Here is a 26,168-nt window from a genome sequence, read left to right on the forward strand (position 1 = left end):
CGTCAGGTCATCGCTTCTGGGTGTGGAGCCGGGCGGCGTCTGGTGTAGAGGGTGTACGGACCATGCCTTCCGACGCCTCGCCTGATTCCTTCCCGCTGTCTTCGGTCCGCACCATAGCCTTGGTGGGGCTGATGGGCGTCGGGAAATCGACTGTAGGGCGGCGCTTGGCCGCGCGGCTGGGCCTGCCGTTCGCCGACGGCGATCATGTGATCGAGGAAGCGGCGGGCATGACCGTCAGCGAAATCTTCGCCACGCGCGGCGAGGTCGAGTTCCGAGCTGGCGAGGCGCGGGTCATGAAGCGTCTGTTGGAAGGGCCGCCGATCGTGCTGGCGACCGGGGGCGGGGCGGTGCTCAATCCCGACACCCGAGCCCTGATGAAGCGGCACGCCGTCAGTATCTGGATGCGCGCGGATCTGAAGGTGATCGCCGAGCGGGTGGGGCGACGCGATACGCGACCCTTGCTGCGCAATCGCGATCCTTTGGTCGCCCTCAGTGATTTGGCCAAGGCGCGCTATCCCATCTACGGCGAGGCTGATCTGACGGTCGACGTGGGCGGCGGCTCGCACGCTCAGGCCGTTGAAGCCATCCTTAGACAGTTGCGCCGGTTTGGACGGCAGGAGACCCAGACATGACCACGACGATCCCGGTCGCGGGCGGCGCTTTCGCCCCCTATGAGGTCGTCGTTGGGCGCGGTCTGCTGAAGGCGGCGGGCGCCGAGGTTGCGGCCCTGAAGCCGACGCGCGTCTTCATCGTCAGCGACGAGACGGTGGCGGCGATCCACGGCGAGACGGTGCGTGCGTCGCTGGTAGGCGCGGGGCTGGCGACCGGGATCGTAAGCGTGCCCGCAGGCGAGGCGTCCAAGTCGTTTGAACAGCTGGAGGCCGTGCTGGACCGGCTGCTGGCCGAAGGGCTGGATCGCAAGAGCCTGGTCGTCGCCCTGGGCGGCGGCGTGGTGGGCGACCTGGCCGGGCTGGCGGCGGCTCTGTTCATGCGTGGGATCGACTTTGTGCAGATTCCGACGACCCTGCTGGCTCAGGTGGATTCTTCGGTGGGCGGCAAGACGGCGATCGACACCCCGCGCGGCAAGAACCTGATCGGCGCCTTTCACCAGCCGCGCCGGGTGCTGGCCGATATCGAGGCCCTGGCCACCTTGCCGGTGCGGCAGGTGCGTTCGGGCTGGGCCGAGGTGCTGAAGCACGGGCTGATCTGCGATGCGGCCTTCTTCGACTGGCTGGGCGGAGAGGGGGCTGCTGGGGCGCTGGGCGACCCGGATGCGCTGGAGCGGGCGGTGATCCGCTCGGTCGAGATCAAGGCCCAGATCGTCGGTGAGGATGAGAAGGAGGCGGGCCGTCGCGCCTTGCTGAACCTGGGCCACACCTTCGGCCACGCGCTGGAGGCTGAACTGGCGTTCGACGAGACCCTGACTCACGGTGAGGCGGTGGCGCTGGGTTGCGCCATGGCCTTCCGCTATTCGGCGCGGCAGGGGCTGTGTCCGGCGGCCGAGGCCGAGCGCGCCGAGGCAGGCATCCGCGCGGCGGGTCTGCCGACGCGGTTGGCTGACGTGGATCACGCCTTCGCGGCCGATGCTCTGATCGCGCGCATGGCCGGGGACAAGAAGGCCGAGGGCGGGCGCCTGACCCTGATCCTGGCGCGGGCCGTGGGCGACGCCTTCACCGACAAGGACGTGGACGCCGAGACGGTGCGGGCCTTCCTGATCGAGGAAGGCGCGGCGTGAAGCTGTCGCCCGCCATCCTTGAGGACGCCTTCGTGCGGCTGGAGCCGTTCATCGGGGCGCTGAAGGACGAGGTGAGGGCGGCGCTGGACTGCGACGCGGACGCCTGGGGCGGCATGGTCGCCGCCGCCTATGGTCCGCATTTCGACGATTGGTGGGACGCGGCGCTGAAGGCGATGGCGGCGGGCACGCGCATCGCCTACGCCGTGCGTCGTCGAAGTGACGGCGCCGTGGTCGGCACGACCAGCCTTTATGAAATCAAACCCGAGCATCGGCGTTGCGAGGTCGGCTCGACCTTCTATCGGCCCGAGGCGCGGGGCGGGGCGATCAACCCGGCGTGCAAGCGTCTGCTGCTGGAGTACGCCTTCTCAAACGGGGCGATCCGGGTCGAGATCATTACGGACGCCCTGAACGCCGCCAGTCAGGCGGCCATTCGCAAGCTGGGCGCGACTCATGAGGGCGTGCTGCGCAAGCACAAGACGACCTGGACCGGGCGGACACGGGATACGGCGCAGTTCGCCGTACTGGACGATGATTGGCCCGAGGTGCGGCGGCGGCTGGACGAACGGTTGGCGGCCTTCGCCTAATCGACGGCCCGGCATTCGGTGGGTTCGCGGTCGGCGGCGGTCCATGTGGCCATGACGCCCTTGCCGCGCAGTTCATAGCCCGAGGCGCGATACCAGATGCCGTCGGCTGCGCGCTCCTGATACAGGTCCACCGCCTCGCCATTGGAGTTGCGCACGGTGGCCATTTGGCGCGGGTTGTCGAAGTCGACCGACAGGCGCTCGGAATTGTTGCACAGATAGACGGCGTGGACGACGCGGTTCAGGGCGCGATCCTGAAGCTCGGCGCCAGTGCGGCGACGCGCGGTCTGGGCCTCGACGGCGCGTTCGCGCACTGCGTCGCCATCGGTTGGGGCCTCGCGCGGCTCCTGGCCGCAGGCGGACAACAAAACCAGGGTGGAGACGGCGATGGTCGGCCAGAGGATACGGGTCGGCAAGGGTGGCCCTCTCAAGGTCAAGCTTGGAGGCTCAACGCCCGGCGTCGCCCGACGTTCCTGATCGTGTTTTCCGGCGAGCGCGGAAGAAGCCGCGCAGCATTTCAGCGGCGGGATCGGCCATGACCCCGCTCTCGGTTTCGGGACGCCAGTGGCAGGTCGGCTGATCGAAGAAACGCCCGCCGTGGAGCACGGCGCCGCCCTTGGGATCGTCCGCCCCCCAGACCACGCGACCGATGCGGGCGTGGCTGATGGCGCCCGCGCACATGGCGCATGGCTCCAGCGTGACATAAAGAGTCAGGTCCGTAAGGCGATAATTCTGCAACTTCGCCGCCGCATCGCGCAGGGCGACGATCTCGGCATGGGCGGTCGGATCATGGGCCGTGATGGGCCCATTTTGCCCGCGCCCAAGCACTTCGCCGGTGTTTTCGTCCACGATCACCGCGCCGACGGGCACCTCGCCGGCTTCAGCCGCCGCTTGCGCCAGATCGAGCGCCATGCTCATGAACCGCTCATCATGGATCGCCATCCCAAAGACAACGACAAGAAGCCCCGCTCCCGTCAAGACGACGGACCGCGCGGCCCCCGCAATTTCGCCGATAAAGGCCCGCGAAAGTCCTTCGACAAGGACGGAAAGCCGGGCGGCAAGCCTCGCGACCGCGCCGGGGGCAAGCCGGGCGACAAATCTGCGCCGGAGGCCAAGGGCCCCGAACGCACCGAACGAATCGCCAAGGCCATGGCCCGCGCGGGCATCGCCTCGCGTCGTGAGGTCGAACGGCTGATCGGTCTGGGCAAGGTGGCGGTGAACGGCCGCATCCTGGCCACGCCCGCCGTGCTGGTGAAACGCGACGACAAGATCACTGTTGACGGCAAGCCGATCGGGGCCGCCCAGGCGACGCGCGTCTGGCGCTATCACAAGCCTGCGGGCCTCATCACCAGCCACAACGACCCGGCGGGCCGTCCGACCGTGTTCGACGCCCTGCCCAGCGGCCTGCCGCGCGTGATCTCGGTCGGTCGTCTCGATCTGGCGACTGAAGGCCTGCTGCTGCTGACCAACGACGGCGAACTGAGCCGGGCGCTGGAGCTGCCGGACACGGCCCTGGTGCGCCAGTATCGCGCCCGTGCGCGTGGCCGCATCACCCAGGAGCAACTGGACAAGCTGAAGGACGGCGTGGTCGTCGACGGCGTGCGCTATGGCCCCGTGGAAGCCACCATCGACAAGGCCAAGGAAAAGGCCGAGGGCGAGAAGTCGTCGGCTAACCTGTGGCTCAGCGTCCAGATCACCGAGGGCAAGAACCGTGAGGTCCGTAAGGTGCTGGAGAGCGTCGGCCTGACGGTCAACCGCCTGATCCGCCTAGCCTATGGTCCGTTCCAGCTCGGCACCCTGCCGGTGGGCGCGGTTGAGGAAGTCGGCCCGCGCGTGATCCGCGAAATGCTGGCCGAGCATATCCGCCCCGAGAATCTGCCGACCGGCAATACGGTCGCGACTCCGGCGCCGATTCCCGGTCGTCGCGCCAACACGCCGATCGTGCGCGGCAAGTCGGGCTCGGCCATGTCGGACCCCTCGCGCAAGCCCAGCCGCGTGCGCGCCGCCGAGACGGCTGCGGAAGAGGGCGCCGAGTTCGGTAAACCCGCTCGCAAGGAAGGCTGGGCCAAGGCCAAGCCGAAGTTCGAGCACAAGAAGACCTTCAAGCCGCGCGCCCGTCCGGGCGATGGCGAAGGGACGGAAGGCGGCGATCGTCCGCGCCGTCCGTTCACGCCGCGCGAACCGCGCGCGGACCAGTTCATCGACGACCGTCGCGGCCCGCCCAAGGGCGCCCGTCCCGGTGGGAAGCCTGGCGGCAAGCCGTTCGGTCGTCCTGGCGGAACCGGCGATCGTCCTGATACGCGCTCGGGCGACCGGCCGGGCGGCCCTCGTGGCGGCGGCAAGCCCTTTGGAGGCAAACCCTTCGGCGGCAAGCCTTCGGGCGGAACAGGCGGACGCGGCGGCCCGCGCGGGCGCAACTGAACAGTGAACGAAGGCGCAGGACATGGCGGACGTTGAAAAGCAGTTGAACGGCCGCTGTCTGTGCGGCGCGGTGCGCTTCACCGCCATGCCCAAGGGCGGGATGCATGCCTGCCACTGCGAACGGTGTCGCCGGACCTCGGGCGGGGTGTCGCTCAGCGTCGACTGCGGCGATACCGTCGAAGTCGAGGGACCGCTGACGACCTACGCCTCGTCCGATTGGGCCGAGCGGCAGTTCTGCTCGGCCTGCGGCTCCAACCTGTTCTGGCGGTTGAAGGCGGGCGGCATGGTCATGGTCTCGGTCCAGGCGTTCGACGACCCGTCGGCCTTCGCCTTCGCCAGCGAAATCTACATCGACGCCAAGCCCGCCAACTATGCCTTCGCCGGCGATCGCACACGCATGACCGGCGCCGAGGTCGAAGCCCTCTACGCGGAGGGCTGAGCGCGTCGGGCGCGCACGATCCGCTCGACGACGAACAGCACGACGATCAGGGCGACGGCTTCATAGGCAAGCGCCGACAGCGGCGTGGGCTCTTGGGAAACCGCTTCCGCCGATAGCGGTTCGCCCAGCAGAGCGATGGCGAGGTTGCCTGCCCAGTGGGCGCCGATGGCGAACTCTAGCCCTCCAAGGCGCAAGGCGGCCCAGGTCCAGATCAGGCCTGACAGGGCGCGTGCGACGAAGGCCACCGGATCGGGGTCCAGGTGAATGGCGGAAAACACGATGGCGTTGAACAGGCATAAAATGATCAGGCTGCCTGTGAATCCGCCTGTCACCCGGAGCAGGACGCCGCGAAAAACGACTTCTTCGGCGGCGGCTGCGACGAACAGGCCGAGAGCTGCGGCGGCGACGTAGAACAGGCGGCTTTCGACCGAATAGGCGGGATTCAGGATCGGCGCCGGCCCCGTGGGGTCGATCAGGTTGTAGATCAGGACGCTGGCGCTTCCCACGACGGCCATGATGACGAAACCTAGCCATAGTAGGCGCTGCGCGAAGGGGCGGCCGGGCCACAGGAAGGCCGTTGTCGGCGCGCCATACGCGATCTTGGCGCTGAGCAGGACGGCGCCCGCCAACAAGCCGAGGAAGGCGCCCAGGCCCAGCACGGATATGACTTCGCCATACAGTCGGTTCGGTCCTTCCGGCACAGGGTCAAGGACACCTGCCTGAACAACGCCTGTCGCTTCGATGGCGGTCATAGCCAGGGCGATGACGATGGAAGCGGCGATCATCAACACGAACGACAGGGCGATGAAGCTTGCCAGCCGCTTCCAGCGCGCAGCGGGCCTGACGCCGACGATCAGCGGACTGTTTCGCGCTTCCTCGACCGCGGTGAGGAAAAGCGAAGGGCTGGAGCTTGAGAATCCGGCGTTCGACATGGGGCGACCGTTGCATTGCGCGCTTGGTCGGTCCAGAGGCGGGGCCATGAGAATCGTCGCTGGACAATATCGTGGTCGGGCCATCGTTACGCCCGAGGGACAGAACACGCGGCCGACGTCGGATCGGGCGCGTCAGGCGACCTTCAACGTGCTGGAGCACGCGCCGTGGGCCGAAGGTCTGCACGAGGCGCGGGTGATCGACCTCTATGCCGGATCGGGCGCGTTGGGGTTCGAGGCGCTGTCGCGCGGTGCGGCCTTCTGCCTGTTTGTGGATACGGACGACGGCGCGCGCGGCGCGATCCGCGAGAACATGGACGCCTATGGTCTGTTCGGTCGGTGTCGGGTGCATCGGCGCAGCGCGACCGACATGGGGCCGCGTCCGGGCTCGGCCGGCGAGGCCTTCACCCTGGCGTTTCTGGACCCGCCCTATGCCAAGGGGTTGGGGGAACAGACGCTGGCGCGGCTGTTGGAGGGCGACTGGCTGGCGCCGGGCGCGATCGTGGTGTTCGAGCGCGGCTCGGACGAGCCCGAGATCGACACGCCTGGCTATGAGCGGTTGGACGCACGCGACTATGGCGCCGCGCGCGTCCTGTTCCTCAGGGCGTCAGAAGCTTCGGCCTGAGGTCCGGTTGTCGGCCCGGCTGCGCAGGCGGCTGAGGCCGTCGCGGTTGACGACGTAGGGGCCGCCGTTTCGCGACTTGATGACACCCTTGCGCTTCAGGCTGCGCCATTGATCCAGGTTACAGCCGTCCAGCACCCAGCCTTCGCGGGTGAAGCAGCGGGCGGCCAGGATTCGGCCCTGTTCGTCGCGTTCCAGCAGGATGCGACCGCCCTGGGCGAGGGCGTGGAGCGTGCGTTGCTCCGCACGTGACAGGTTCATGGGATTGAGATTTCCAAGGCATGAGAAGACACGCGCCCGGCGCAACGCGGCGCGGGGCGGGCTCAGGAGGCCTCGGGACGATCAGCGTCCGGGGCCTATGCCGTGGCTACAATCTCAAACATGGTTCGATCCCATTGGGGGAAGGCGCGGCCTATAACACGGTGAAGACGCCGACGACTAGGCGCTCAGCCCCTATGGCGCTGAAGCTTGGCGGCCAGCGCGCGGGCACCGGTCGTGACGTCCGCCCAGGTGACGTCAAAGCCGTCGTCCTCGCCGAAATAGGGGTCGGCCACGGCCTGGCCTGCGCGGCCCTCGACGTGATCCAGCAGCAGGGACAACTCGGCCGTGGCGTCGGGCGGGGCGAGGTGGCGCAGGTTCGCCAGGTTGTCGTGATCCATCGCCACCAGATGGGTGAAGCGGCGGAAGTCGGCAGGCTTCACCTGACGACCGCGCAGGGCTGAGATGTCGACGCCGTTCTTAAGCGCGACAGCCTGTGCGCGCGGATCGGGTGGGGAGCCGACGTGCCAGTTTCCTGTCCCTGCGGAATCCGTGATGGCGTCCAGCTTCAGGCGACGCGCTTCTTCACGGAAGGCGGCCTCGGCCAGCGGCGAGCGACAGATATTGCCGAGGCAGACGAAGAGGATGCTGTAGGTCATGCTGGTCTTATTCGCTCATCCCAGCGAAGGCCGGGATCCAGATGCAAACGTCACGGTTGGTTGAAGGATTGCTGCGGCCAGATTCCCGAGATCCTCAGTCCTTTAATCTGGATCCCGGCCTTCGCCGGGATGAGCGAGGGTAGGGTCAGCGTCGCCCGAACAGCTTTTCGAGATCGTGCAGCTTCAACTCCACATAAGTCGGGCGGCCGTGGTTGCACTGGCCGGAGTGAGGTGTGGCCTCCATCTGGCGCAGCAGGGCGTTCATCTCAGGCGCCGACAGGACGCGGCCCGAGCGCACCGAGCCGTGGCAGGCCATGGTGCCGCAGACCTCGGCCATCCGTTCCTTCAACGACAGGGCGGCGCCGTGTTCGGACAGGTCGTCGGCGATGTCGCGGATCAGTCCCTGAACGTCGGTGTCGCCCAGAAGGGCCGGGGTTTCGCGCACCAGCACCGCGCCTGCGCCGAAGGCTTCGACGATCAGGCCCATCTCGGCCAGTTCCTCGGCCTTGGCGGCGACGCGCTCGGCCTCGGCGGGGTCCAGTTCGACGACTTCGGGCGTCAGAAGGGCCTGACGGGTGACGGCGCCGTCGGCCATCTGGGCCTTCATGCGCTCATAGACGAGGCGTTCATGCGCGGCGTGCTGGTCGACGATGATCAGGCCGTCGCGGGTCTGGGCCACGATGTAGTTGGCGTGAAGCTGCGCCCGCGCGGCGCCTAGCGGATAGTCGATCAAATCGACGGGGGCCGAAGCGCCAGGCGCGATCTGACCGGCGTGTTCGGCCTGGATTTCGCCCAAGGTGCGGAAGCTGGGGGCGGCGGCTTCGCCGCTCCACGTGTGTTCGACGCGCCCGGAGCGTTCGTTGAGGCCGGGCAGGTTCTGGGCGGCGGCGGCCGGTTGCGACCAGCCTTGCCAGCCGCTCCAGCCCTGCGCGGCGTTGCTGAACGACTGCGGCGCGGCCGGGTTGTAGAGCGCCTCGCCGGTGTGAGGACGGAAGCCGGACAGGGCGTCGGCGGCGACCGTGGTCGAGGCGCGGTGTCCCGCCGCGTGCAGGGCGTGACGCAGGGCGCCGACGATCAGGCCTCGCACCAGCGCCGGATCGCGAAAACGCACCTCCGCCTTGGCCGGGTGGACGTTCACGTCGACATACAGCGGGTCGATGTCGATGAAGAGGGCCGCCGCCGGGTGCCGGTCGCGCGCCAGGAAGTCGGCGTAGGCGCCGCGCAGGGCCCCTTGCAGCAGGCGGTCCCGCACCGGGCGGCCGTTGACGAACAGGAACTGGTGCGCCGCATTGCCCCGCGAATAGGTCGGCAGGCCCGCATAGCCGGACAGGCGCACGCCGTCGCGCTCCTGATCGATCAGCAGGGCGTTGGCCTCGAAGTCGCGGCCCAGCAGGGCGCCGAGCCGCTTCAGCCGTCCTTCGTCGCCGGGATGTTCGGCGGGGAGTCGCAGGGTCGTCTTGCCGTCCAGGCTGAGGGTGAAGGCCACGGCTTCGTGCGCCATGGCCTGGCGCTTGATCTCTTCTGAGATGGCCATGGCCTCGGCCCGTTCGGACTTCATGAACTTCAGCCGGGCAGGGGTGGCGTAGAAGAGGTCGCGCACCTCGACCCGCGCGCCGTGCGGGCCGGGGAAGGCGGCAGGCGACAGGGGGCGCTGGGCCCCGCCCTCGACGGAGATGGCCCAGGCGTCGTTCTGGGGCTGGCCCGTCTCGACCTTGGCGCGTGTGGTGATGTTCAACCGGGCGACCGAACCGATGGAGGGCAGGGCCTCCCCCCGGAAGCCCAGGGTGAAGATGCGCAGCAGGTCCACGTCGCCTGCGTCGTCCGGCTCAAGCTTCGACGTGGCGTGGCGCTCGATGGCGACGGGCAGTTCATCGCGCGGGATGCCCTTGCCGTCGTCGGCGATCAGGATGCGGGTCAGGCCGCCGCCGTCCGCCTGAATCTCGATGCTGCGGGCGTCGGCGTCGATGGCGTTCTCAACCAGTTCCTTGATGGCGCTGGCCGGGCGTTCGACCACTTCGCCGGCGGCGATGCGGTTGACGGTTTCGGGGGGGAGACGGCGGATGGTCATGTGAGTCGCGAAGATAGGCGCCGTCGCCCAAGGACGCACCTCAATCCTTTTTTCGTGAGGCCTGAGGCGGATTTCGTGATCAGGGGGGTTGAAGCGCGTGAATGGCAACTTATACTGTTGCAGTCCGACGGCGAGGCCGGATGGACACTCGACCTGTTTCCGGACTGTCTGTCCAGTTTTCGTTTCAACCGTTTGATTGAGGTTTCCTCTCCCATGAAGATCAAAGCCGCCCTGATCGCCGTATCGGCCGCTGCCCTGCTGGCCGCCTGCAGCCAGCCCGCTGACACCGCCGGCGCCCCGACGACCGACGCCGCCTCGACCGCCCCAGTGGCGCTGAAGGCCACCTCGGGCGTCTATGTGATGGACCCGACCCACGCTTCGCTGCAGTGGTCGCTGCCGCACAACTCGATCTCGAACTACACGGCGCGCTTCAACAAGTTCGACGCCAAGATCACCCTGGACACCGCCAACCTGGCCAACAGCACGGTTGAGGCGACCATCGATCCGACCTCGGTCGACGCCAACTATCAGGGCGACTACGTCGGCACCCACGCCGCCACCGGCTTCAAGAGCTGGAGCGAGGACATCGCCAAGAACAAGAACTTCCTGAACGCCGGCGCCTTCCCGCAGATCACCTTCAAGTCGACCAAGGTCGAGCTGACGGGCACGCGCACCGCCAAGGTGACGGGCGACCTGACCTTCCTGGGCGTGACCAAGCCGGTGACGCTGGACGCGACGTTCAACGGCGATCTGGAGAAGCACCCGTTCGTGCCGGCGCCGGCCATCGGCTTCTCGGCTGAAGGCAAGTTCAAGCGCACCGATTTCGGCATGGCGCTGGGCCCGGTCGGCGATGAGGTGACGATCCGCTTCGACGCCGAGTTCATCCAGGAAGTCGCCCCGGCGGCCCCGGCGGCTCCCGCCGCCTGATAGGCGAAAGCACGACGAAGGGGCGGGGCCGTTGGGTCCCGCCCTCTTCATGTTCAGACCGAACGCGAGACTTCCCATGACCCGCCGCCCGAGCCGATACAGCGCCGTCGCCATCGCCCTGCACTGGCTGATCGCGATCGCCATCCTGTCGATGATCCCGATGGGCTGGTGGATGAGCGACGCCATCGTTCAGCCCGACAGCCAGGCGCTGGCCTATCGCGTTTTCCAGATTCACAAGTCGATCGGCTTCCTGATCCTGGCGCTGACGGTGCTGCGGATCGTGTGGCGGCTGACGCACCCGGTTCCGGCTCTGCCGGGCGCCATGAAGGGGTGGGAGCAGTTCGCCGCGCGGGCGACGCACGCCGCCTTCTACGCCCTGATGCTGGCCCTGCCGCTGACGGGGTGGGTCTATGTCTCGACCGGATGGGCCGTGGTCACGGACACGCCGCTGGCCGTGGCGACCAGCTGGTTCGGCCTGTTCACCATTCCGCGCCTGCCTTTCATCGAGCACGCTTCCGAAGCCGCCCGCCGCGCGACGGCCTGGATGGCCATGGGCGCGCACAGCAAGCTGGCCTGGGGCGCGATCGTGCTAGTCGCCCTGCATGTCGGGGCGGCGCTGAAGCACCAGTTCTTTGACCGCGACGGGGTGCTGTCGCACATGATCCCGGTCCTGCCGCATGGCGACGATAGCCACGGTCTTGCGCCGGAACCGACGCTGGCCCTGCGCTGGGCCGAGCGACTAGCGGGCGTGGCCTTCGTGGTTGTGATCGGCGCCGCCTTCGGCTTGGCCGCCAGGCCGGCGCCCAAGGTGGAAGGGCAGGCGGTCGCCTCGGCCCCCGCCGCTGCGCCTGCGGCCGACGCCGCCGTGACGCCGGGCACAGCCGCCGCCTGGACCGTGGACAAGGCCGCCTCGACCATCCAGTTCACAGGAACCCACACCGGCAAGGCCTTCACCGGCCGGTTCGAGCAGTGGGATGCGCAAGTCTGGTTCGATCCGGCCGATCTGGCCGGCTCCAAGGCCGTGGTGACGGTCCAGACCGGCACGGCCAAGACCGGCGATGCGACGCAGGAAGGCAGCCTGCCGGGCGCCGAATGGTTCGACACCTCGACCTATCCGACCGCACGCTTTGAGGCGACGGCGTTCAAGGCGCTGGGCGGCAACCGTTATGAGGCGACCGGAACCCTGCGGATCAAGACGACGACGGTCCCGGTCGTCCTGCCCTTCACCTTCGACGAGGCGAACGGCGCGGCCACGGTCGCGGGCAAGCTGGAGCTGGACCGCACGGCGCTGAACATGGGCATGGCGTCCGATGCGGGCGGCGACTGGGTGTCCAAGGCCATCGGCGTCGAGATCAACGTGAAGGCGACGCGTCAGGGTTAAGAAATGGGGCGCGGGGTTTGCCCGACTCCGCGTGGGGCGCTACAGCCTTCGGCTCTCCTTCCTTGAGCGCCGAAAGAGCGACGCCATGCACGATATCCGAGCCATTCGCGACAATCCCGAAGCCTTCGTTGCGGGCTGGTCGTCGCGCGGCGTGGATGACGCCGCCGATGTCGTCGCGCTCATTCTGGCGCTGGACGTCGAACTGCGCGCCGCCCAGACGCGCGGCCAGGACGCCCTGGCCAAGCGCAACGCCGCCTCCAAGGCCATCGGCGCCGCCATGGGCCAGAAGGACATGGCCGAGGCCGACCGCCTGAAGGCCGAGGTCGAGACCCTCAAAGGCGAGATCGCCGAGGCGGGCGAGGCCGAGACCGCTAAAGGCGCCGAACTGCGAGACCTGCTGGCCGGATTGAAGAACCTAGCCGCTGCCAATGTGCCGGACGGCGAGGACGAAAACGACAACGTCGAAGTCGTGAAGTGGGGCGTGCCGCGCACGACGGGGCCGGCCAAGGGCCACGCCGATCTGGGCGAGGCGCTGGGCCTGCTGGACTTCGAGGCTGCCGCCAAGATGTCCGGTTCGCGCTTCGCCGTGCTGAAGGGCCATCTGGCGCGTCTGGAACGCGCCATCGGTCAGTTCATGCTGGACCTGCAGACGGACAAGCACGGGTATCAGGAAGTCGCGCCGCCCTACATGGTCAAGGACGACGCCATGTTCGGCACCGGCCAGTTGCCGAAGTTCGAGGAAGATCTGTTCCGCGCTGGCGAGCACCTGCTCATCCCTACCGCTGAAGTCTCCCTGACCAACCTGGTGCGTGAGCAGATCCTGTCCGAGGACGAGGTCGCCCAGCCCCTGCGTATGACCGCCCTGACGCCTTGCTTCCGCGCCGAAGCGGGGTCGGCGGGACGCGATACGCGCGGCCTGATCCGCCAGCACCAGTTCTCCAAGGTCGAGATGGTCTCCATCTGCCGTCCCGAGGATTCCGAGGCCGAGCATGAACGCATGACCGGCTGCGCCGAGGCGGTGCTTCAGGCGCTGGAGCTGCCATATCGCAAGGTGCTGCTGTGCAAGGGCGACATGGGTTTCTCGGCGCAGAAGACCTATGACCTCGAGGTCTGGCTGCCGTCGCAGAACACCTATCGCGAGATCAGCTCCTGCTCGAACTGCGGCGACTTTCAGGCCCGGCGCATGGACGCCCGGTTCAAGCGCGCAGGCGAGAAGAAGACCGAGTTCCTGCACACCCTGAACGGTTCGGGTCTGGCGGTCGGCCGCACCCTGGTTGCGGTGATGGAAAACTATCAGCAGGAGGACGGCGCCATCGCGGTTCCGGCCGCCTTGCAGCCCTATATGGGCGGGTTGAAACAGGTGGGCTGATCCTTCTCCCCTTGTGGGAGAAGGTGGGCCGCGCAGCGGCTCGGATGAGGGGTTGCTCAGACAGAAGATGCTAGTGGCGAGTTCAGACGACATGATTACCGGCCGGGGTTCGACCCCTCATCCGTCTGGCTTCGCCAGCCACCTTCTCCCGCAAGGGGAGAAGGAAGCCTGATGCGTATCCTCCTCACCAACGACGACGGCATCGAGGCCGAGGGCCTGGCCTGTCTGGAAAAGATCGCCCGCGCCCTGTCGGACGACGTCTGGGTCGTCGCGCCGCAGACCGAGCAGTCGGCCAAGGGGCGGGGCATCACCCTGACCGAGCCGCTGCGCGTCAATCAGCTGGGCGACAAGCGGTTCGCCGTGACCGGCACCCCGACCGACTGCGTCATCCTGGCCGTCAACGACATCATGCCCGAGAAGCCTGATCTGGTGCTGTCGGGCGTCAATCGCGGCCACAACGTGGGCGAGGACGTCAGCTATTCCGGCACGGTGGCGGGCGCCCTTCAGGGCATGGCCTTCGGCATCCGCTCCATCGCCCTGTCGCAGTCGCTGGAGCGGTTCCACGACGAAGCGATCGCTCATTGGGAAACGGCCGAGGCCTTCGGTCCCGGCATCGTCGCCCGCCTGCTGGAGCAGAAATGGGGGGAAGGCGTGGTCATGAACGTCAACTTCCCGCGCCTGCCGCCGGAACTGGTCAAGACGGTCGAGGTGACGCGCCAAGGCTTCCGCGACATCGGCGAGATGCACGCCATCCGCCGCACCGACCTGCGCGGCCGCGACTACTACTGGATGGCCTTCCGCGGCGCGCCGCAGGAGCACGCTGACGGCACCGACCTGCGCGCCATGGACGAGGGTCGCATCTCGGTCACGCCGCTGCACATCGACCTGACGCACATGCAGTCGGTCAACGATCTGAAGAAGGTGCTGGGCGGCGCCCCGCCCAAGGGGCCGCAGGAAAAATGAGTCTCAAGGACGACCGCGCGGGCCGGTTGATCCTGTCGCTGCGGCGTCAGGGGGTGACGGACGCGCGGGTTCTGAAGGCGATGGAGTCCATCGACCGCGCCGTCTTCGTCCATGAGAAATTCCTCGATCAGGCGTGGGAGGATCAGGCCCTGCCGATCGACTGCGCCCAGACGATCAGCCAGCCCTTCATCGTCGGCCTGATGACCCAGGCGCTGGACGTTCAGCCGCGCCATCGCGTGCTCGAGATCGGCACCGGCAGCGGCTACCAGTGCGCGGTGCTGAGCCGCATGGCGCGCTTCGTCTATTCGGTCGAGCGTTACAAGAGCCTCTTAAATGAGGCTGAGAACCGATTGAAAATCCTTGGGATCGATAATGTCTTCACTCGCCACGGCGACGGCGGACAGGGTTGGCCGGAGCAGGCGCCGTTCGACCGGATCATGGTCACGGCGGCCTCGCCGCATGAGCCGACGGAACTGCTGAAGCAACTGAAGCCGGGCGGCGTCCTGGTCGCGCCGGTGGGACGCACCTCGGTGCAGATGCTGAACCGCTACACCGGCCAGCCCGACGGCAGTTTCCAGCGGGAAAGCCTGTGCGAGGTCCGCTTCGTTCCCCTGGTCGAAGGGACGGCGAAAGAAGGGTGAGGGGCGAAATCTCACCGCTCCATTAACCTTTCCGCCCCACTTTCGCGCGGGTTGCCGGGTTGGATTCGGCCACGGGTCGGGGCAAACCGGCTTCTGAATGCTGAACAAGGTTAATACGGAGAGACGCATGAGCGGCTTCACAGGCTGGATCAGGGCGGCGGCGGTCGTCGGCGGGGCGCTGGCGGTGACGGCGTGTTCGACCTATCCGAACGAGCCGCGCTACTCGACCCGGCCGATGGGGGCGGGGGGTTATCCGCAACAGTCGGGGCAACCCCAGGGCCAGCAGCCCGGCGCCTATCCGAACAATCCCTATTACCAAGGGCCGGCGACGCAGCCGCAGCAGCCAGCTCAACCGCCGATCCAGGAAGGACCGCGCGCGCCGGCTGGCAATATCGAAGGCGGCGGCCTGCCCCCTGCGGGCGGTCCTGCCTATCCCTCGACCGGAACGCCGAGCACGGTGACGCCGCCGCCCGCTGCGGGCAATCCGGCGATGCCGGGCGCGACCTATGTGATTCAACCGGGCGACACCATTTCGGGCGTGGGGCGTCGTTTCCGTACGCCGGTGCAGATTTTGATCGACCTGAACGGCCTGGGGCCGCGGGGCGCGATCTCTGCGGGACAACGCATCATTCTGCCGGACAGCGCGGTGGACGCGGGCGCCGATCCTTACGCCACGGGGCCGTCGCCGGTCGGGGTGAGGACGCCGAACAACGGCGTCGCGCCGCCGCCGCCGCCGCCGCCGCCGCCCAGCGGCAATGCGCCTCTGCCGCCGCCGTCGCGTACGCCCGCCACGCCGCCTGCCGCGGCTGCGCCGTCGCGCCCGCCGTCGACGGCGGTCGGTCAACCGCTGGCCCTGCAATGGCCGGTGCGGGGGGATATTCTGCGTCGTTTCGGCCCGGTGGGCATGGGCGAGCGTAACAACGGCATCAACATCGGCGCTTCGGCAGGAACCGAGGTCAAGGCCTCGGCCGACGGCACGGTGGCCTACGTTGGCGACGATATCGTGGGGCAGGGGCTGACGGTCCTGATCGTCCACCGCGACGGATGGCGCACGGTTTACGGGCATCTGGGCTCGGCCACGGTGCGCGACGGGGCGCAGGTTCGGGCCGGTCAAGCCATCGGCACGGTGGGTCTGACGGCGGGCGATGGGCGTCCGTCGATCCACTATGAAGTGCGTCAGATGCGCGGCGATGATCCGGTCGCTCTGGACCCGCTGACGGTCCTTCCGCGCTGATTGCGTGAAAAGGCGTGTCCGGGCGGCGACGCCCGGATGCTCTTGTTATTGCGTCGCGTTGCAAATCGGCCCGGCGCGCCCTAGGTTCCGCGCCTTGTTTTTCGAAGGGCCCCCGATGAAGGCGCGGCCCGCGTCGGGGAGTTTCTAATGACTGCAACCCAAGACGGCGGCCTGATGGCCCTTGTCATCCAGATCGCGCCGATCGTCGCGATCTTCATCCTGTTCTACTTCCTGATGATCCGCCCGCAGCAAAAGCGGATGAAGGCGCATCAGGCCCTGATCGCCGGCGTCAAGCGCGGCGACGAAGTCGTCCTGTCCAACGGCATGGTCGGCAAGGTCACCCGCGTCGAGGACGCCGAGGCCATGGTCGAGATCTCGCAGGGCGTGAACGTCCGCGTGGTCAAGGCGATGATCGCTGAAGTCCGCAACCGCACCGCCATCGCGGCCAACGACAAGGGCTGATAGCCTCGCCTCGGCGCGGCGCGCGCCGGCCCTGAAGAGAACCGAGACATGATTCAGCTTTCACGCTGGAAAATCACCCTGGTCGCGCTGTCGCTCGTCCTCGGGTTGTTCCTGGCCTATCCGAGCGTGCTGTCGCCGGCGCAGCGCGAAGCTCTGCCGAGCTGGCTGCCCAGCAACGGCCTGAACCTGGGCCTGGACCTTCAGGGGGGCTCCTACCTCCTGCTCGAGGTCGATGTGCCCGAGATGCGCACCAAGCGCATCTCCAACCTGATGGAAGACGTTCGGGTTTCCCTGCGGGAAGACCAGGTCAACATCATGGGCATGCAGCGCGAAGCAGGCGGCGTCGTCGTGACCGTCGCCGAGGGCGCGGCCTATGACACGGCCTTCAACACCCTGCGCACCATGGCCCAGCAGGGCGTCGGCCCTACGGGACAGCCGGACCGCGTGGCGACCAAGCTGGGCGGCGGCCGTATCCGCTACGCCTTCACCGACGCGGCTCTGGCCAGCATGGGCGCGACCGCCGTCGATCAATCGATCGAAGTCGTGCGCCGTCGTCTGGACAGCTCGGGCACCAAGGAAATCGCCATCACCCGCCAGGGCGCGGACCGCATCGTCATCCAGGCGCCGGGCCAGAGCGATCCGGCGGAGCTGGAGCGTCTGGTGGGTCGTACGGCTCAACTGACCTTCCAGATGGTCGACACCTCGCCGACGGGGCTGAACGACGCCCTGGCCGGTCGCGTGCCGCCCGACGCAGAATTGTTGGTCGACGATCTTGGCACTCCCTATCTGGTCAAGCGCCGCATCCTGGTCTCGGGCGAGAACCTGACCCGCGCCGGCGTCGGCGCCGATCAGAACAACCGCCCGGCCATCGACTTCCAGTTCGACAGCCAGGGCTCGCGTCGTTTCGGCGAGGCGACGGCCCAGAACCTCGGCAAGCCCTTCGCCATCATCCTGGACGGCAAGGTCATTTCGGCCCCGACCATCCAGTCGGCCATCACCGGCGGGCGAGGTCAGATCACCGGCAACTTCACCATCGCTTCGGCGTCTGAGCTGGTGAATCTGCTGAACGGCGGCGCCCTTCCGGCGCCGCTGAAGGTCGAGGAACGCCGCGTCGTCACCGCCGAGCTGGGCGCCGACGCCGTGGCTGCGGGCGCCTTGTCGACCGCCCTGGGCTTCGCGGTCATCGTGATCTTCATGATCCTGGCCTACGGCTTCCTGTTCGGCGGCATTTCGGTGATCGGCCTGATCCTGAACGGCATCCTGATCGTCGCGGCCATGTCGCTGACCCAGGCCACGCTGACGCTGCCGGGGATCGCCGGTCTGATCCTGACCTTCGCCGTGGCCGTTGACGCCAACGTGCTGATCTATGAGCGGATGCGCGACGAGGCGCGTCAGGGACGTTCCGTGGTAGCCTCGATGGACGCGGGCTTCAACCGCGCCATGGGCACCATCATCGACGCCAACCTGACCACCCTGGTGGCCGCGTTGATCATGTTCATGTTCGGCGCCGGTCCCGTGCGCGGCTTCGCCTGGACCCTGACCATCGGCGTCTTCACCTCCGTCTTCTCTTCGGTGCTGACGGCCCAAGTCCTGCTCGGCTATTGGCTCAAGATCGCCAAGCCGAAGAAACTGCCGATCGCGGAGTGATGTCGATGAAGGGTTGGCCTCTTATCAAACTGCTGCCGCACAAGACGAACTTCCAGTTCGTCAAATACGCCAAGGGCTTCGCCGTGCTGTCGGCGATCCTGACGGTGGCGGCGATCATCGGCTGCTTCTATCCCGGCCTGAACCTTGGCATCGACTTCCGGGGCGGCGCCTCGATGGAAGTCGCCAAGCCCGCAGGTCAGACGCTGGAGCTGGACAAGCTTCGCGGCGCCGTCAGCGGTCTGGATCTGGGCGATGTTCAGGTGCAGGGCATTGCGCGACGCGACAGCAACCTGGACGACGGTTCGACCGCCATCGTCCGCTTCCAGGTGCCCGATAACGAAGACCAGACGGCCGTCGTTCAGAAGGTCGAGGGCGCGATCAGCGAAGCGGTCGGCGACGTCGCCTATTCGGGCGTCAGCGTCGTGGGCTCCAAGGTTTCGGGCGAACTGCTGACCAACGGCGTGATGGCCCTGCTGGTGGCTGTGGTGCTGATGTTCCTCTACATCGCCTTCCGCTTCCCCTGGCAGTTTGGCATCGGCGCCGTGGCGGGCCTGCTGCACGACGTGGCCTTGACCTTCGGCCTGATCGTCGCCTTGCGGATGGAGTTCAGCCTGAACCTGGTCGCGGCCCTGCTGACGGTCATCGGCTATTCGATGAACGACACCGTCGTCGTGTTCGACCGCCTGCGGGAGAACCTGCGCAAGTACAAGGTCATGCCTCTGCGCGAGGTGATCGACCTGTCGATCAACGAGACCCTGTCGCGAACCATCATCACCGGTCTGACGACCGTGATCGTGCTGATCGTCCTGGCCGTCTTCGGCGGCGAGGCCCTGCGCGGCTTCTCGATCACCCTGGCCTTCGGCGTCGTGATCGGCACCTTCTCGTCCATCTATGTGGGCGCGCCGATCATCCTGCTGTGGGGCGTGGATCGCAGCGGCGGCGGCAAGGCGGACACGACTCCGGTCAAGTTTGGCATGGCCAGCCGCCCGTAAAGGCGTCGCCTGCGTCTGAACCACGGCCCGTCTTCCGAAAGGGAGGCGGGCCGTGTGCGTTCTGGGGCTTGATGCGGGCGCGTCAATGGTCGAAGGGCCTGTCGCCATGACTGTTGATCTTGATGCCCAGGTTCGCGCCGCCGACCTCGACCGCTGGCTGGCCAGCCGCTTCGTCGCGGACGAACAGGCGCGGGCCGATCTGATCGCCCTCTACGCCTTCGAGGCGGAACTGTTGGCCATTCCGACGCGAGTGACCCAGCCGCTGTTGGCCGAGATGCGCTACGCCTGGTGGGGCGAGCAGATGGAGGGCGTCTTCACCGACACGCCCCGCGTAGGTCATCCGGTGCTGGAGGCCCTGACGGCGGCGGTGACGCGTCATGGCCTGGAGCGGGCGCCGTTCGACGCTCTGATCGAGGCCCATATCGGCCGCGTGCATGGCGAACCACATGATCTGGACGCCTTCTATGTCGGTCCCATGCAGGCGGCGGTGCGTATTCTGGCAGGCAAGGGGCATGAGGCGTCGGCAACCGTCGCTGGACGGCTGCGAGGCCTGGCCCAGACCGGACGAACGGATGAGGCCCAAGCCGCGCGCGCTGAGGCCAACCAAATGCTTAGGACGTTGCCCGTCGCGGCTTTCCCCGCCGTGGCCGCCGCGACGTTGATGCGCGCGGATGAACCCGAAGCCTTCAAGCGGTTGCGCCTGTTCTGGGCCGTCTTGCGCGGGCGTGTCTGACGCATTGCGCTAGATCTCAATATATTAGTTATTGCTAATTTAGAAGCACGGCATATATTGGCGCCATGGTTGATCTCGAACGTATGGGACTGGAGCGCTTTCAAGCCAGCGCGGGCGATGCGTCCCGTCTGCTGAAGGCCCTGTCAAACGAACATCGCCTGATGATCCTGTGCCAGATCGGCGAGGGCGAACGGCAAGTGTCCGATCTACAGGTCGGTCTGTCGCAATCGGCGCTGTCGCAGCATCTGGCGCGTCTGCGCGAAGATGGTCTGGTCAGCACGCGCAAGAGCGGCACCGCCGTCTTTTACCGCATAGCCGATCCCGCCGCCCTGAAGGTGATCGGGGTGTTGGCCGAGATTTTCTGCCCGCCCGAGGCGCGTTGAGCGCCGCCTCTCTCCTAAGGAAAAACGATGAATACGCTGATCTCTCTGACGCCCGCCGATGTCGCCGCCCGTCTGAAGGCCGGTCAGGCCGTTCTGATCGATGTTCGTGAGCCGGACGAGCACGCACGCGAACATATTGCCGGCGCCGTCGCCGCGCCGCTGTCGGCTTTTGAGAGCGCCGATCTGGGCCTCAAGCCCGGCGGCGACGTGATCTTCATGTGCCGCAGCGGCAACCGCACGGCGGGGAACTGCGACCGGCTGGCTGCCCGCATCGACGGCCCGGCGCACGTTCTGGCGGGCGGTCTGGATGGATGGAAGAAGGCGGGCCTGCCGGTCGTCGCCGACCGCAAGCAGCCGCTGGAGCTGATGCGTCAGGTGCAGATGGCGGCGGGCGGCCTGATCCTGTTGGGCGGGGCGCTGGGCGTTATGGTCCACCCTGGTTTCTGGGGGATCAGCGCCTTCGTCGGCGCGGGCCTGTTCGTGGCGGGCGCGACCGGATTCTGCGGCATGGCGCGCTTGCTGGCGGTGATGCCCTGGAACCGCCGGATGAAGCGAGCCTAGGCCTCCAGCGCGCCGATCAACCGGGCGAGCAGGGCGCTCAACGCGGCCTGCTCGTCGCGCGACAGGTCGGCCAGCATGGCCTGGCTTTCGGCCATGTGCAGCGGCATCAGCGTGTCGATCAGGTCGAACCCCTTGGCTGTCAGCCTAACCAGGGAGGCGCGGCGGTCGCTGGGGTGGGGCATGCGCTCGATCAGACCTGACTTCTGCAGCCGGTCCAGCCGCGCCGTCATGCCGCCCGACGACATCATCGTCGCCTCATAAAGCGCCGTCGGCGTCAGGCCGTCCGACGAGGGCGCGCGCCGCAGGGTGGCCAGAACATCGAATTCGCCATGCTGAAGCCCGTGGCGAGCGTAGAGCGGCGCCTGCCGCTCACGCGTCACCAGAATGGAGGCCTCGTGCAGACGCCCCAGCGTCTCCATGGCCAGCAGGTCGAGGTCGGGGCGCGCGACCGCCCATTGGGCGGCGGCGCGGGAAGCGCGATCAGTCATTGTCTTGACATCAAGATACTTGATGGCGAGACATTATCGTCTTCCGCAGCCGGAGTCACCTCGGATGGATCAGTCGAACGCCCCGCAACCTTCGCGCGGCGCGGGTCTGCTGTTGATCGCGGCCATCTTCGCCCTGGCGCTGAACCTGCGCCCGGCGATGGCGGCGGTCGGGCCTCTGCTGGATCTGATCGAAGCGGCGACCGGCATGGGTTCGACCACGGCCAGCCTGCTGACCACCCTGCCGGTGGCGATGATCGGCGTCGGCGCCTTGTCGATCCGTCCGCTGCGGCGACGGCTGGGCGAGCGCAAAGGCGTCCTGTTGGGCGCCGTCCTGATCGGCTTGGCCTGTTTGGCGCGTGCGGTCTTTGACGGGACAGCTGGTCTGATCGCCAGCGCCGTGGTGGTCGGCGTCGGGGTGGCCCTGATTCAGGCCCTGGCGCCCGTGGTCGTCAAACGGGCCTTTCCGACGCGTTTCGGCACGGTCATGGGCGTCTATACGACCGGCATCATGGGCGGCGCCGCCGTGGCGGCGGCGACGGCGGCGGGACTGGCCGAGGCGGTCGGCTGGGCTGGAGCCCTAGCGTTGTGGGCGGTCCCGGCCTTTCTGGCGGCCGTTGTCTGGATCGTCGCCTCGCGCGTCCCGGCGGCTGAAGAGCCGAACCGCGCGGCCATGGCCGAAGGAACCCACCCCGAGGTTCCGTTCTGGAAGCAGCCCAGGGCCTGGGCGTTGGTCCCGATCCTGGGGCTGGGCACCTCGGCCTATACGCTCGTGCTGGCCTGGTTGCCGCCCTACTACGTCGACATGGGGCAGACGCGTGCGACGGCGGGCTTTCTGCTCAGCGGCATGACGGGAGCCGAGGTCGCGGCGGGCGTGCTGGTGTCTCTGTTCATCGCCCGTTTCCCTGACCGGCGCGGACCGATGCTGATGGCGGTGGCTCTGGCGCTGGTTGGGCTGGCCGGACTGGTGCTGACGCCGGTCAGCCTGGCGGTCCCGGTCATGCTGCTGCTGGGGCTGGGTATCGGGGCGGTGTTTCCGCTGACCCTGATCCTGGCCATGGACCAGATCGACGACCCGGTGCGATCGGGCGATCTGCTCGCCTTCGTCCAGGGCGGAGGCTACATCATCGCCAGCCTGTCGCCGCTGGCGGCCGGGCTGCTGCGCGACCGCCTGTCGGACCTCAGCCAGGCCTGGCTGCTGATGGGGCTGGGGCTCGTCGCCATGGCCCTGATGACCCTGACCTTCAGGCCCGGCGGCGCGAAGCTGCGTTAAGCCGCCGCGTCCCGCCAGGCTTTCAGGGCGTCCAGCGCGCGGATGCTCTGCAGGCGTTTCTTGGCGCGGCCGCGTTCCTTGGGGTGAATGCGCTTGCCGTCCTCATCGACCTTGGGCGCCTCCAGCGGCGGCAGCAGGCCGTAGTTGATGTTCATCGGCTGGAATTTGGAGCCTTCCAGATGCCCGCCGGTGATGTGTTCGACCAGGGCGCCCATGGCGGTTTCCGGCGGCGGCGGCGTCAGATCGCGGCCCAGCGCCTGGGCGGCGGCCAGACGGCCGGTCAGCAGGCCCATGGCCGCGCTCTCGACATAGCCCTCGACCCCGGTCACCTGGCCGGCGAAGCGCATGCGCGGAATGGCCTTCAGCCGCATCTGCTTGTCCAGCAGCTTAGGGCTGTTCAGGAAGGTGTTGCGGTGCAGGCCCCCCAGACGCGCGAACTGGGCGTTCTCCAGACCAGGGATCATGCGGAAGACGTCGGTCTGGGCGCCGTACTTCAGCTTGGTCTGGAAGCCGACCATGTTGAACAGGGTGCCCAGCGCATTATCCTGACGCAGTTGGACGATGGCGTAGGGCTTGACCGTCGGGTTGTGCTGATTGGTCAGGCCGACCGGCTTCATCGGGCCGTGGCGCAGGGTCTCGCGGCCGCGCTCGGCCATGACCTCGATCGGCAGGCAGCCGTCAAAATAGGGGACGTTTTCCCACTCCTTGAAGTCGGCCTTGGGGCCGTCCAGCAGGGCGTCGATGAAGGCTTCGTACTGGGCCTTGTCCATCGGGCAGTTGACGTAGGCCGCCTTGTCGCCGCCGGGGCCTTCCTTGTCATAGCGCGACTGGCGCCAGGCGACGTCGAAGTCGATGCTGTCGGCGTGCAGGATCGGCGCGATGGCGTCGAAGAAGCTGAGGCTTTCTTCGCCCGTCGCCTTCAGGATGGCGTCGGCCAGGGCGGGCGAGGTCAGCGGGCCGGTGGCGACGATGACGTTGTCCCAGTCTTCCGGCGGAATGCCCGCGATCTCTTCACGCACGATGGTCACGAGGGGGTGGGCTTCCAGCTTGGCCGTGACAGCATCCGAGAAGCCGATGCGGTCGACCGCCAGGGCGCCGCCCGCCGGCACCTGATTGGCGTCGCCGGAGGCCATGATCAGGCTGTCCAGCGCCCGCATCTCGGCATGCAACAGGCCGACGGCGTTGAACTCCCAGTCGTCCGACCGGAAGGAGTTGGAGCAGACCAGCTCGGCCAGGCCCGTGGTGTGGTGGGCGTCGGTCCGCACCTGCTCCGGCTCGTCCCGGCGCATTTCGTGCAGGATGACGGGCACGCCCGCCTGGGCGATCTGCCAGGCCGCTTCGGATCCGGCGAGACCTCCGCCGATGACGTGCACGGGAGCGGGGCGGGGAGTGGTGGGCGCATTCGACATGGCGGCCTAATAGCCGTCCGCCGTGGTCCTGTCATGCAGGCTGTGGAAGCTGAAGCAGCGCGGGGTGTCGCAGCGGCGCCTTCCCCCGTATAGAAAACGGCGGAGGCTGTTCATGACCCATGGATTCCAGATCGATGAAGCGCTGGCGGATGGTTTCCGTCTGATCCTGCGTCGGCCGGGCAGCGTATTGGCCTGGGGCGTCATCCTGGCCCTGCCTCTGTTGCTGTCCGCCATCGTCATGATCGACCTGTTCATGAGCATTGGTCTTGACGCGATGGCCGAGGATGCGGACCCCAGCCCGCAGGCGCTCGCCGCCATGATGCGGATGCAGGCCTGGTCCATGCTGATCAATGTGGTGCAACTGATCGGCTATGTGCTGATCATCGCCGCCATCTGCCGCGCTGTGCTGTGGCCCGAGCGCGCGCCGGGTCGCTTCTTCGATCTTCGCGTCGGCATGGATGAGGCGAGGGTGGCTGTAGCCGGGCTGGCCGTCATGGCGGGCTGCTATGGCGTGATGCTGGTCGTTGTTCTGCTGGCTTTCGCCTTTGGGGCGGCCTTCTGGATGGTGTCTGAAACGGCGGCCGTGATCATGGGCGTGGCGGTGGGACTGGCGGGGATCGTGGGCATTGTCTGGGCGGCTCTTCGGACATCCATGATCATGCCGCTGAGCATCGCTTCGCAGGACTTCGCCTTCGTGTCGGGGTGGAAGATGACGAAGGGACGAGTCGGCGTTCTGCTGGGCCTGTTCGCAGCGACCATCGCCATCACCCTCGTAATCCATGTGCTGTTTCTGGTAATAGCCGGCTTGATCGCGCTGGGCGTCAGCATTCCCTTCTGGCCCCAGTTGGCGGCATGGGTCGAGAGCGCACAGGGCGGGGTTCCTGACTTCAACCTCGGCGTGGCCGTGGCTGTGGGCGTTGCGGCCTTTGTGATGATCGCGATCTACTACGGAATCATCGTCGCCATCTGGATCGCGCCCGGCGTGTCGGCCTGCCGGCAGATGCTGGCGACGCAGAAACAGGACGAAACCGGCGCAGCTGCGTTAAGCTGAGCGAGAATCGAGGAGCCAGCATGAGTTTCAACGCCACCGAATCCGCCTTTGAGGGCTTCCGTCTGGCCCGTCGGGCGCCGATGGCCCTTCTGGCCTGGGCCGCAGCCTATATTGTCTTCTTCGCGGTCTTCTTCGCGGTGGCGGGCGGCAGCCTGATCAACATCATCAACCTGGCCGAGCAGATCGAGCAGAGCGCCGAACCGTCGATGAGCGACCTGACCAGCCTGGGGCAGGCCTATGGCGCCATGATGGGGCTGGCCCTGCCGCTGTCGCTTCTGTTCAGCGCCGTGCTGACGGCGGCGGTGGCGCGTTCCGTCATCCGGCCTGAGGAAAAGCGGTTCGGCTATCTGCGCCTGGGCCGCGATGAGTTGCGTATCCTGGGGGCCACCCTGCTCGTGGCGCTGCTGATGTTCGGCGTCGTGATGGGGGGAACGGCGCTGGTGAGCGTCTTCGTGGGGCTGGCCGCTAGCATGGGCGCGCCCTTCCTGATCCTGCCGGCGGTGCTGGCGGGGCTCGGGGGCGCGGCGGTCGCCGTCTGGCTGGCCGTGCGCCTCAGCCTGGTCGCGCCGATGACTTTTGCGGAGCAGAAGATCGCCATCAAGGAAAGCTGGGCCATGACCAAGGGCCGCTTCTGGCCGCTGCTCGGCATGGCGGTGCTGGCGGGTGTCATGTCCATGCTGGTGGGGCTTTTGGGCTCCATCGTCATTGCGCCGTTAAACCTGATCTTCGGCGGTCTGGAGAGCCTGGCGGGGGCGGAGACGACCAATATCGCCACGCTGCTCGTGAAGTTCTGGCCGGCCCTGCTGGTGTGGGGCGTGGTCAACGCCCTGCTGTCGGCGGCCCAGGCGGCCATCATCTATGCGCCGTTCTCGGCCGCCTATCTGGGCATCAAGGGCGTGCCGCGCGTCTGATCCGACGGCGTCGGCGGAAATGAAAACGCCGCGC

Annotated in this window: 29 protein-coding genes; 21 read left to right on the forward strand and 8 right to left on the reverse strand. The window is 67.5% G+C overall.

Annotation, left to right across the window (positions count from 1 at the left end; all coding sequences use genetic code 11):
• Positions 1 to 62: 62 nt before the first annotated feature.
• From AC3IPP_RS07185 to AC3IPP_RS07195, 3 genes are read left to right on the forward strand one after another with little or no spacing between them, the layout of a single operon-like run.
• On the forward strand, positions 63 to 632 hold the full coding sequence (locus tag AC3IPP_RS07185; RefSeq protein WP_489150867.1) for a shikimate kinase: 570 nt from the start codon (positions 63 to 65) through the stop codon (positions 630 to 632).
• Positions 629 to 1,735 carry a 3-dehydroquinate synthase gene (aroB, locus tag AC3IPP_RS07190; protein ID WP_489150868.1) on the forward strand — a complete coding sequence of 369 codons (1,107 nt, stop codon included), beginning with the start codon at positions 629 to 631 and terminating at the stop codon, positions 1,733 to 1,735. Before AC3IPP_RS07185 ends, aroB begins: the two co-directional genes overlap by 4 nt.
• Entirely contained in the window at positions 1,732 to 2,319 is a 588-nt protein-coding gene (locus AC3IPP_RS07195) for a GNAT family N-acetyltransferase (RefSeq protein WP_489150869.1), read from the forward strand. Before aroB ends, AC3IPP_RS07195 begins: the two co-directional genes overlap by 4 nt.
• Here the strand turns inward: AC3IPP_RS07195 and AC3IPP_RS07200 are convergent.
• On the reverse strand, positions 2,316 to 2,732 hold the full coding sequence (locus tag AC3IPP_RS07200; protein ID WP_489150870.1) for an MliC family protein: 417 nt from the start codon (positions 2,730 to 2,732) through the stop codon (positions 2,316 to 2,318). The genes AC3IPP_RS07195 and AC3IPP_RS07200 overlap by 4 nt on opposite strands.
• 31 nt (positions 2,733 to 2,763) lie before the next feature.
• Entirely contained in the window at positions 2,764 to 3,258 is a 495-nt protein-coding gene (tadA, locus tag AC3IPP_RS07205; protein ID WP_489150871.1) for a tRNA adenosine(34) deaminase TadA, read from the reverse strand.
• Here tadA and AC3IPP_RS07210 point away from each other — a divergent pair.
• Together AC3IPP_RS07210 and AC3IPP_RS07215 are read left to right on the forward strand one after the other, a co-directional pair.
• A complete protein-coding gene (locus AC3IPP_RS07210) occupies positions 3,247 to 4,737 on the forward strand; it encodes a pseudouridine synthase (RefSeq protein WP_489150872.1) in 1,491 nt (496 codons plus the stop codon). The two genes, tadA and AC3IPP_RS07210, sit on opposite strands and share 12 nt — an antisense overlap.
• A gap of 22 nt (positions 4,738 to 4,759) precedes the next feature.
• A complete protein-coding gene (locus tag AC3IPP_RS07215; RefSeq protein ID WP_489150873.1) occupies positions 4,760 to 5,176 on the forward strand; it encodes a GFA family protein in 417 nt (138 codons plus the stop codon).
• Here the strand turns inward: AC3IPP_RS07215 and AC3IPP_RS07220 are convergent.
• Complete coding sequence (locus tag AC3IPP_RS07220) at positions 5,161 to 6,108, reverse strand: CPBP family intramembrane glutamic endopeptidase (RefSeq protein ID WP_489150874.1); 948 nt, start codon at positions 6,106 to 6,108, stop codon at positions 5,161 to 5,163. The genes AC3IPP_RS07215 and AC3IPP_RS07220 overlap by 16 nt on opposite strands.
• A 46-nt stretch (positions 6,109 to 6,154) precedes the next feature.
• On the opposite strand from AC3IPP_RS07220, the gene rsmD reads away from it, so the two are divergent.
• Entirely contained in the window at positions 6,155 to 6,730 is a 576-nt protein-coding gene (rsmD, locus tag AC3IPP_RS07225; RefSeq protein ID WP_489150875.1) for a 16S rRNA (guanine(966)-N(2))-methyltransferase RsmD, read from the forward strand.
• Here the strand turns inward: rsmD and AC3IPP_RS07230 are convergent.
• The 3 genes from AC3IPP_RS07230 to mutL form a co-directional block, all read right to left on the reverse strand.
• Positions 6,713 to 6,988: a YjhX family toxin gene (locus AC3IPP_RS07230; RefSeq protein WP_003165268.1), complete on the reverse strand. Its 276-nt coding sequence runs from the start codon at positions 6,986 to 6,988 to the stop codon at positions 6,713 to 6,715. The genes rsmD and AC3IPP_RS07230 overlap by 18 nt on opposite strands.
• Positions 6,989 to 7,173: 185 nt before the next feature.
• A complete protein-coding gene (locus AC3IPP_RS07235; protein WP_489150876.1) occupies positions 7,174 to 7,644 on the reverse strand; it encodes a low molecular weight protein-tyrosine-phosphatase in 471 nt (156 codons plus the stop codon).
• Between the two features lie 145 nt (positions 7,645 to 7,789).
• Complete coding sequence (mutL, locus tag AC3IPP_RS07240; RefSeq protein WP_489150877.1) at positions 7,790 to 9,712, reverse strand: DNA mismatch repair endonuclease MutL; 1,923 nt, start codon at positions 9,710 to 9,712, stop codon at positions 7,790 to 7,792.
• 213 nt (positions 9,713 to 9,925) lie between these two features.
• On the opposite strand from mutL, the gene AC3IPP_RS07245 reads away from it, so the two are divergent.
• The 12 genes from AC3IPP_RS07245 (at position 9,926) to AC3IPP_RS07300 (ending at position 21,005) form a co-directional block, all read left to right on the forward strand.
• Entirely contained in the window at positions 9,926 to 10,639 is a 714-nt protein-coding gene (locus AC3IPP_RS07245) for a YceI family protein (RefSeq protein ID WP_087140750.1), read from the forward strand.
• Positions 10,640 to 10,715: 76 nt separating this feature from the next.
• Positions 10,716 to 12,020, forward strand: coding sequence for a YceI family protein (locus tag AC3IPP_RS07250; protein ID WP_489150878.1), 1,305 nt, complete (start codon positions 10,716 to 10,718; stop codon positions 12,018 to 12,020).
• A gap of 85 nt (positions 12,021 to 12,105) precedes the next feature.
• Positions 12,106 to 13,389 (forward strand): serine--tRNA ligase, encoded by a 1,284-nt coding sequence (gene serS, locus AC3IPP_RS07255; RefSeq protein ID WP_489150879.1) that lies wholly within the window; start codon positions 12,106 to 12,108, stop codon positions 13,387 to 13,389.
• Between the two features lie 171 nt (positions 13,390 to 13,560).
• A complete protein-coding gene (surE, locus tag AC3IPP_RS07260; RefSeq protein WP_003165262.1) occupies positions 13,561 to 14,352 on the forward strand; it encodes a 5'/3'-nucleotidase SurE in 792 nt (263 codons plus the stop codon).
• Positions 14,349 to 14,993: a protein-L-isoaspartate(D-aspartate) O-methyltransferase gene (locus AC3IPP_RS07265; RefSeq protein ID WP_003165261.1), complete on the forward strand. Its 645-nt coding sequence runs from the start codon at positions 14,349 to 14,351 to the stop codon at positions 14,991 to 14,993. The genes surE and AC3IPP_RS07265 overlap by 4 nt, the downstream gene beginning before the upstream one ends.
• Positions 14,994 to 15,120: 127 nt before the next feature.
• Positions 15,121 to 16,227 (forward strand): peptidoglycan DD-metalloendopeptidase family protein, encoded by a 1,107-nt coding sequence (locus AC3IPP_RS07270; protein WP_489150880.1) that lies wholly within the window; start codon positions 15,121 to 15,123, stop codon positions 16,225 to 16,227.
• Positions 16,228 to 16,374: 147 nt separating this feature from the next.
• Complete coding sequence (gene yajC / locus AC3IPP_RS07275; RefSeq protein ID WP_003165259.1) at positions 16,375 to 16,689, forward strand: preprotein translocase subunit YajC; 315 nt, start codon at positions 16,375 to 16,377, stop codon at positions 16,687 to 16,689.
• A 48-nt stretch (positions 16,690 to 16,737) separates the two neighbouring features.
• Positions 16,738 to 18,336 (forward strand): protein translocase subunit SecD, encoded by a 1,599-nt coding sequence (secD, locus tag AC3IPP_RS07280; RefSeq protein ID WP_003165258.1) that lies wholly within the window; start codon positions 16,738 to 16,740, stop codon positions 18,334 to 18,336.
• Positions 18,336 to 19,328, forward strand: coding sequence for a protein translocase subunit SecF (gene secF / locus AC3IPP_RS07285; RefSeq protein WP_313634475.1), 993 nt, complete (start codon positions 18,336 to 18,338; stop codon positions 19,326 to 19,328). Before secD ends, secF begins: the two co-directional genes overlap by 1 nt.
• 106 nt (positions 19,329 to 19,434) lie before the next feature.
• Positions 19,435 to 20,061, forward strand: a complete 627-nt coding sequence (locus AC3IPP_RS07290) for a squalene/phytoene synthase family protein (protein ID WP_489150881.1) — start codon at positions 19,435 to 19,437, stop codon at positions 20,059 to 20,061.
• A gap of 65 nt (positions 20,062 to 20,126) precedes the next feature.
• Positions 20,127 to 20,444: an ArsR/SmtB family transcription factor gene (locus AC3IPP_RS07295; RefSeq protein ID WP_003165255.1), complete on the forward strand. Its 318-nt coding sequence runs from the start codon at positions 20,127 to 20,129 to the stop codon at positions 20,442 to 20,444.
• A 27-nt stretch (positions 20,445 to 20,471) separates the two neighbouring features.
• Positions 20,472 to 21,005 (forward strand): rhodanese family protein, encoded by a 534-nt coding sequence (locus tag AC3IPP_RS07300; RefSeq protein ID WP_003165254.1) that lies wholly within the window; start codon positions 20,472 to 20,474, stop codon positions 21,003 to 21,005.
• Here AC3IPP_RS07300 and AC3IPP_RS07305 read toward each other — a convergent pair.
• Positions 21,002 to 21,493, reverse strand: coding sequence for a MarR family winged helix-turn-helix transcriptional regulator (locus tag AC3IPP_RS07305; RefSeq protein WP_489150882.1), 492 nt, complete (start codon positions 21,491 to 21,493; stop codon positions 21,002 to 21,004). The genes AC3IPP_RS07300 and AC3IPP_RS07305 overlap by 4 nt on opposite strands.
• A 64-nt stretch (positions 21,494 to 21,557) precedes the next feature.
• Between AC3IPP_RS07305 and AC3IPP_RS07310 the strand changes: the two genes are divergently transcribed.
• Positions 21,558 to 22,763: an MFS transporter gene (locus AC3IPP_RS07310; protein WP_489150883.1), complete on the forward strand. Its 1,206-nt coding sequence runs from the start codon at positions 21,558 to 21,560 to the stop codon at positions 22,761 to 22,763.
• Here the strand turns inward: AC3IPP_RS07310 and trmFO are convergent.
• Positions 22,760 to 24,172 carry a methylenetetrahydrofolate--tRNA-(uracil(54)-C(5))-methyltransferase (FADH(2)-oxidizing) TrmFO gene (gene trmFO, locus AC3IPP_RS07315; protein ID WP_489150884.1) on the reverse strand — a complete coding sequence of 471 codons (1,413 nt, stop codon included), beginning with the start codon at positions 24,170 to 24,172 and terminating at the stop codon, positions 22,760 to 22,762. The genes AC3IPP_RS07310 and trmFO overlap by 4 nt on opposite strands.
• Positions 24,173 to 24,284: 112 nt before the next feature.
• Between trmFO and AC3IPP_RS07320 the strand changes: the two genes are divergently transcribed.
• A complete protein-coding gene (locus AC3IPP_RS07320) occupies positions 24,285 to 25,223 on the forward strand; it encodes a hypothetical protein (protein ID WP_489150885.1) in 939 nt (312 codons plus the stop codon).
• Between the two features lie 20 nt (positions 25,224 to 25,243).
• Positions 25,244 to 26,134, forward strand: coding sequence for a hypothetical protein (locus AC3IPP_RS07325; RefSeq protein WP_312052548.1), 891 nt, complete (start codon positions 25,244 to 25,246; stop codon positions 26,132 to 26,134).
• Positions 26,135 to 26,168 lie beyond the last annotated feature (34 nt).

This window comes from Brevundimonas sp. KH_060, assembly GCF_057838275.1.

Bases quoted from the DNA above. Each gene is read 5' to 3' on its own strand.
- AC3IPP_RS07270 (WP_489150880.1), top strand. From the start codon at position 15,121: ATGAGCGGCTTCACAGGCTGGATCAGGGCGGCGGCGGTCGTCGGCGGG.
- trmFO (WP_489150884.1), bottom strand. From the start codon at position 24,172: ATGTCGAATGCGCCCACCACTCCCCGCCCCGCTCCCGTGCACGTCATC.
- AC3IPP_RS07215 (WP_489150873.1), top strand. From the start codon at position 4,760: ATGGCGGACGTTGAAAAGCAGTTGAACGGCCGCTGTCTGTGCGGCGCG.
- AC3IPP_RS07305 (WP_489150882.1), bottom strand. From the start codon at position 21,493: ATGACTGATCGCGCTTCCCGCGCCGCCGCCCAATGGGCGGTCGCGCGC.
- AC3IPP_RS07325 (WP_312052548.1), top strand. From the start codon at position 25,244: ATGAGTTTCAACGCCACCGAATCCGCCTTTGAGGGCTTCCGTCTGGCC.
- AC3IPP_RS07295 (WP_003165255.1), top strand. From the start codon at position 20,127: ATGGTTGATCTCGAACGTATGGGACTGGAGCGCTTTCAAGCCAGCGCG.
- AC3IPP_RS07310 (WP_489150883.1), top strand. From the start codon at position 21,558: ATGGATCAGTCGAACGCCCCGCAACCTTCGCGCGGCGCGGGTCTGCTG.
- AC3IPP_RS07250 (WP_489150878.1), top strand. From the start codon at position 10,716: ATGACCCGCCGCCCGAGCCGATACAGCGCCGTCGCCATCGCCCTGCAC.
- AC3IPP_RS07220 (WP_489150874.1), bottom strand. From the start codon at position 6,108: ATGTCGAACGCCGGATTCTCAAGCTCCAGCCCTTCGCTTTTCCTCACC.
- AC3IPP_RS07230 (WP_003165268.1), bottom strand. From the start codon at position 6,988: ATGAACCTGTCACGTGCGGAGCAACGCACGCTCCACGCCCTCGCCCAG.
- rsmD (WP_489150875.1), top strand. From the start codon at position 6,155: ATGAGAATCGTCGCTGGACAATATCGTGGTCGGGCCATCGTTACGCCC.
- secF (WP_313634475.1), top strand. From the start codon at position 18,336: ATGTCGATGAAGGGTTGGCCTCTTATCAAACTGCTGCCGCACAAGACG.
- AC3IPP_RS07245 (WP_087140750.1), top strand. From the start codon at position 9,926: ATGAAGATCAAAGCCGCCCTGATCGCCGTATCGGCCGCTGCCCTGCTG.
- AC3IPP_RS07300 (WP_003165254.1), top strand. From the start codon at position 20,472: ATGAATACGCTGATCTCTCTGACGCCCGCCGATGTCGCCGCCCGTCTG.
- aroB (WP_489150868.1), top strand. From the start codon at position 629: ATGACCACGACGATCCCGGTCGCGGGCGGCGCTTTCGCCCCCTATGAG.
- AC3IPP_RS07320 (WP_489150885.1), top strand. From the start codon at position 24,285: ATGACCCATGGATTCCAGATCGATGAAGCGCTGGCGGATGGTTTCCGT.
- yajC (WP_003165259.1), top strand. From the start codon at position 16,375: ATGACTGCAACCCAAGACGGCGGCCTGATGGCCCTTGTCATCCAGATC.
- AC3IPP_RS07235 (WP_489150876.1), bottom strand. From the start codon at position 7,644: ATGACCTACAGCATCCTCTTCGTCTGCCTCGGCAATATCTGTCGCTCG.
- mutL (WP_489150877.1), bottom strand. From the start codon at position 9,712: ATGACCATCCGCCGTCTCCCCCCCGAAACCGTCAACCGCATCGCCGCC.
- serS (WP_489150879.1), top strand. From the start codon at position 12,106: ATGCACGATATCCGAGCCATTCGCGACAATCCCGAAGCCTTCGTTGCG.
- AC3IPP_RS07210 (WP_489150872.1), top strand. From the start codon at position 3,247: ATGGATCGCCATCCCAAAGACAACGACAAGAAGCCCCGCTCCCGTCAA.
- AC3IPP_RS07290 (WP_489150881.1), top strand. From the start codon at position 19,435: ATGACTGTTGATCTTGATGCCCAGGTTCGCGCCGCCGACCTCGACCGC.
- AC3IPP_RS07185 (WP_489150867.1), top strand. From the start codon at position 63: ATGCCTTCCGACGCCTCGCCTGATTCCTTCCCGCTGTCTTCGGTCCGC.
- surE (WP_003165262.1), top strand. From the start codon at position 13,561: ATGCGTATCCTCCTCACCAACGACGACGGCATCGAGGCCGAGGGCCTG.
- tadA (WP_489150871.1), bottom strand. From the start codon at position 3,258: ATGGCGATCCATGATGAGCGGTTCATGAGCATGGCGCTCGATCTGGCG.
- AC3IPP_RS07265 (WP_003165261.1), top strand. From the start codon at position 14,349: ATGAGTCTCAAGGACGACCGCGCGGGCCGGTTGATCCTGTCGCTGCGG.
- secD (WP_003165258.1), top strand. From the start codon at position 16,738: ATGATTCAGCTTTCACGCTGGAAAATCACCCTGGTCGCGCTGTCGCTC.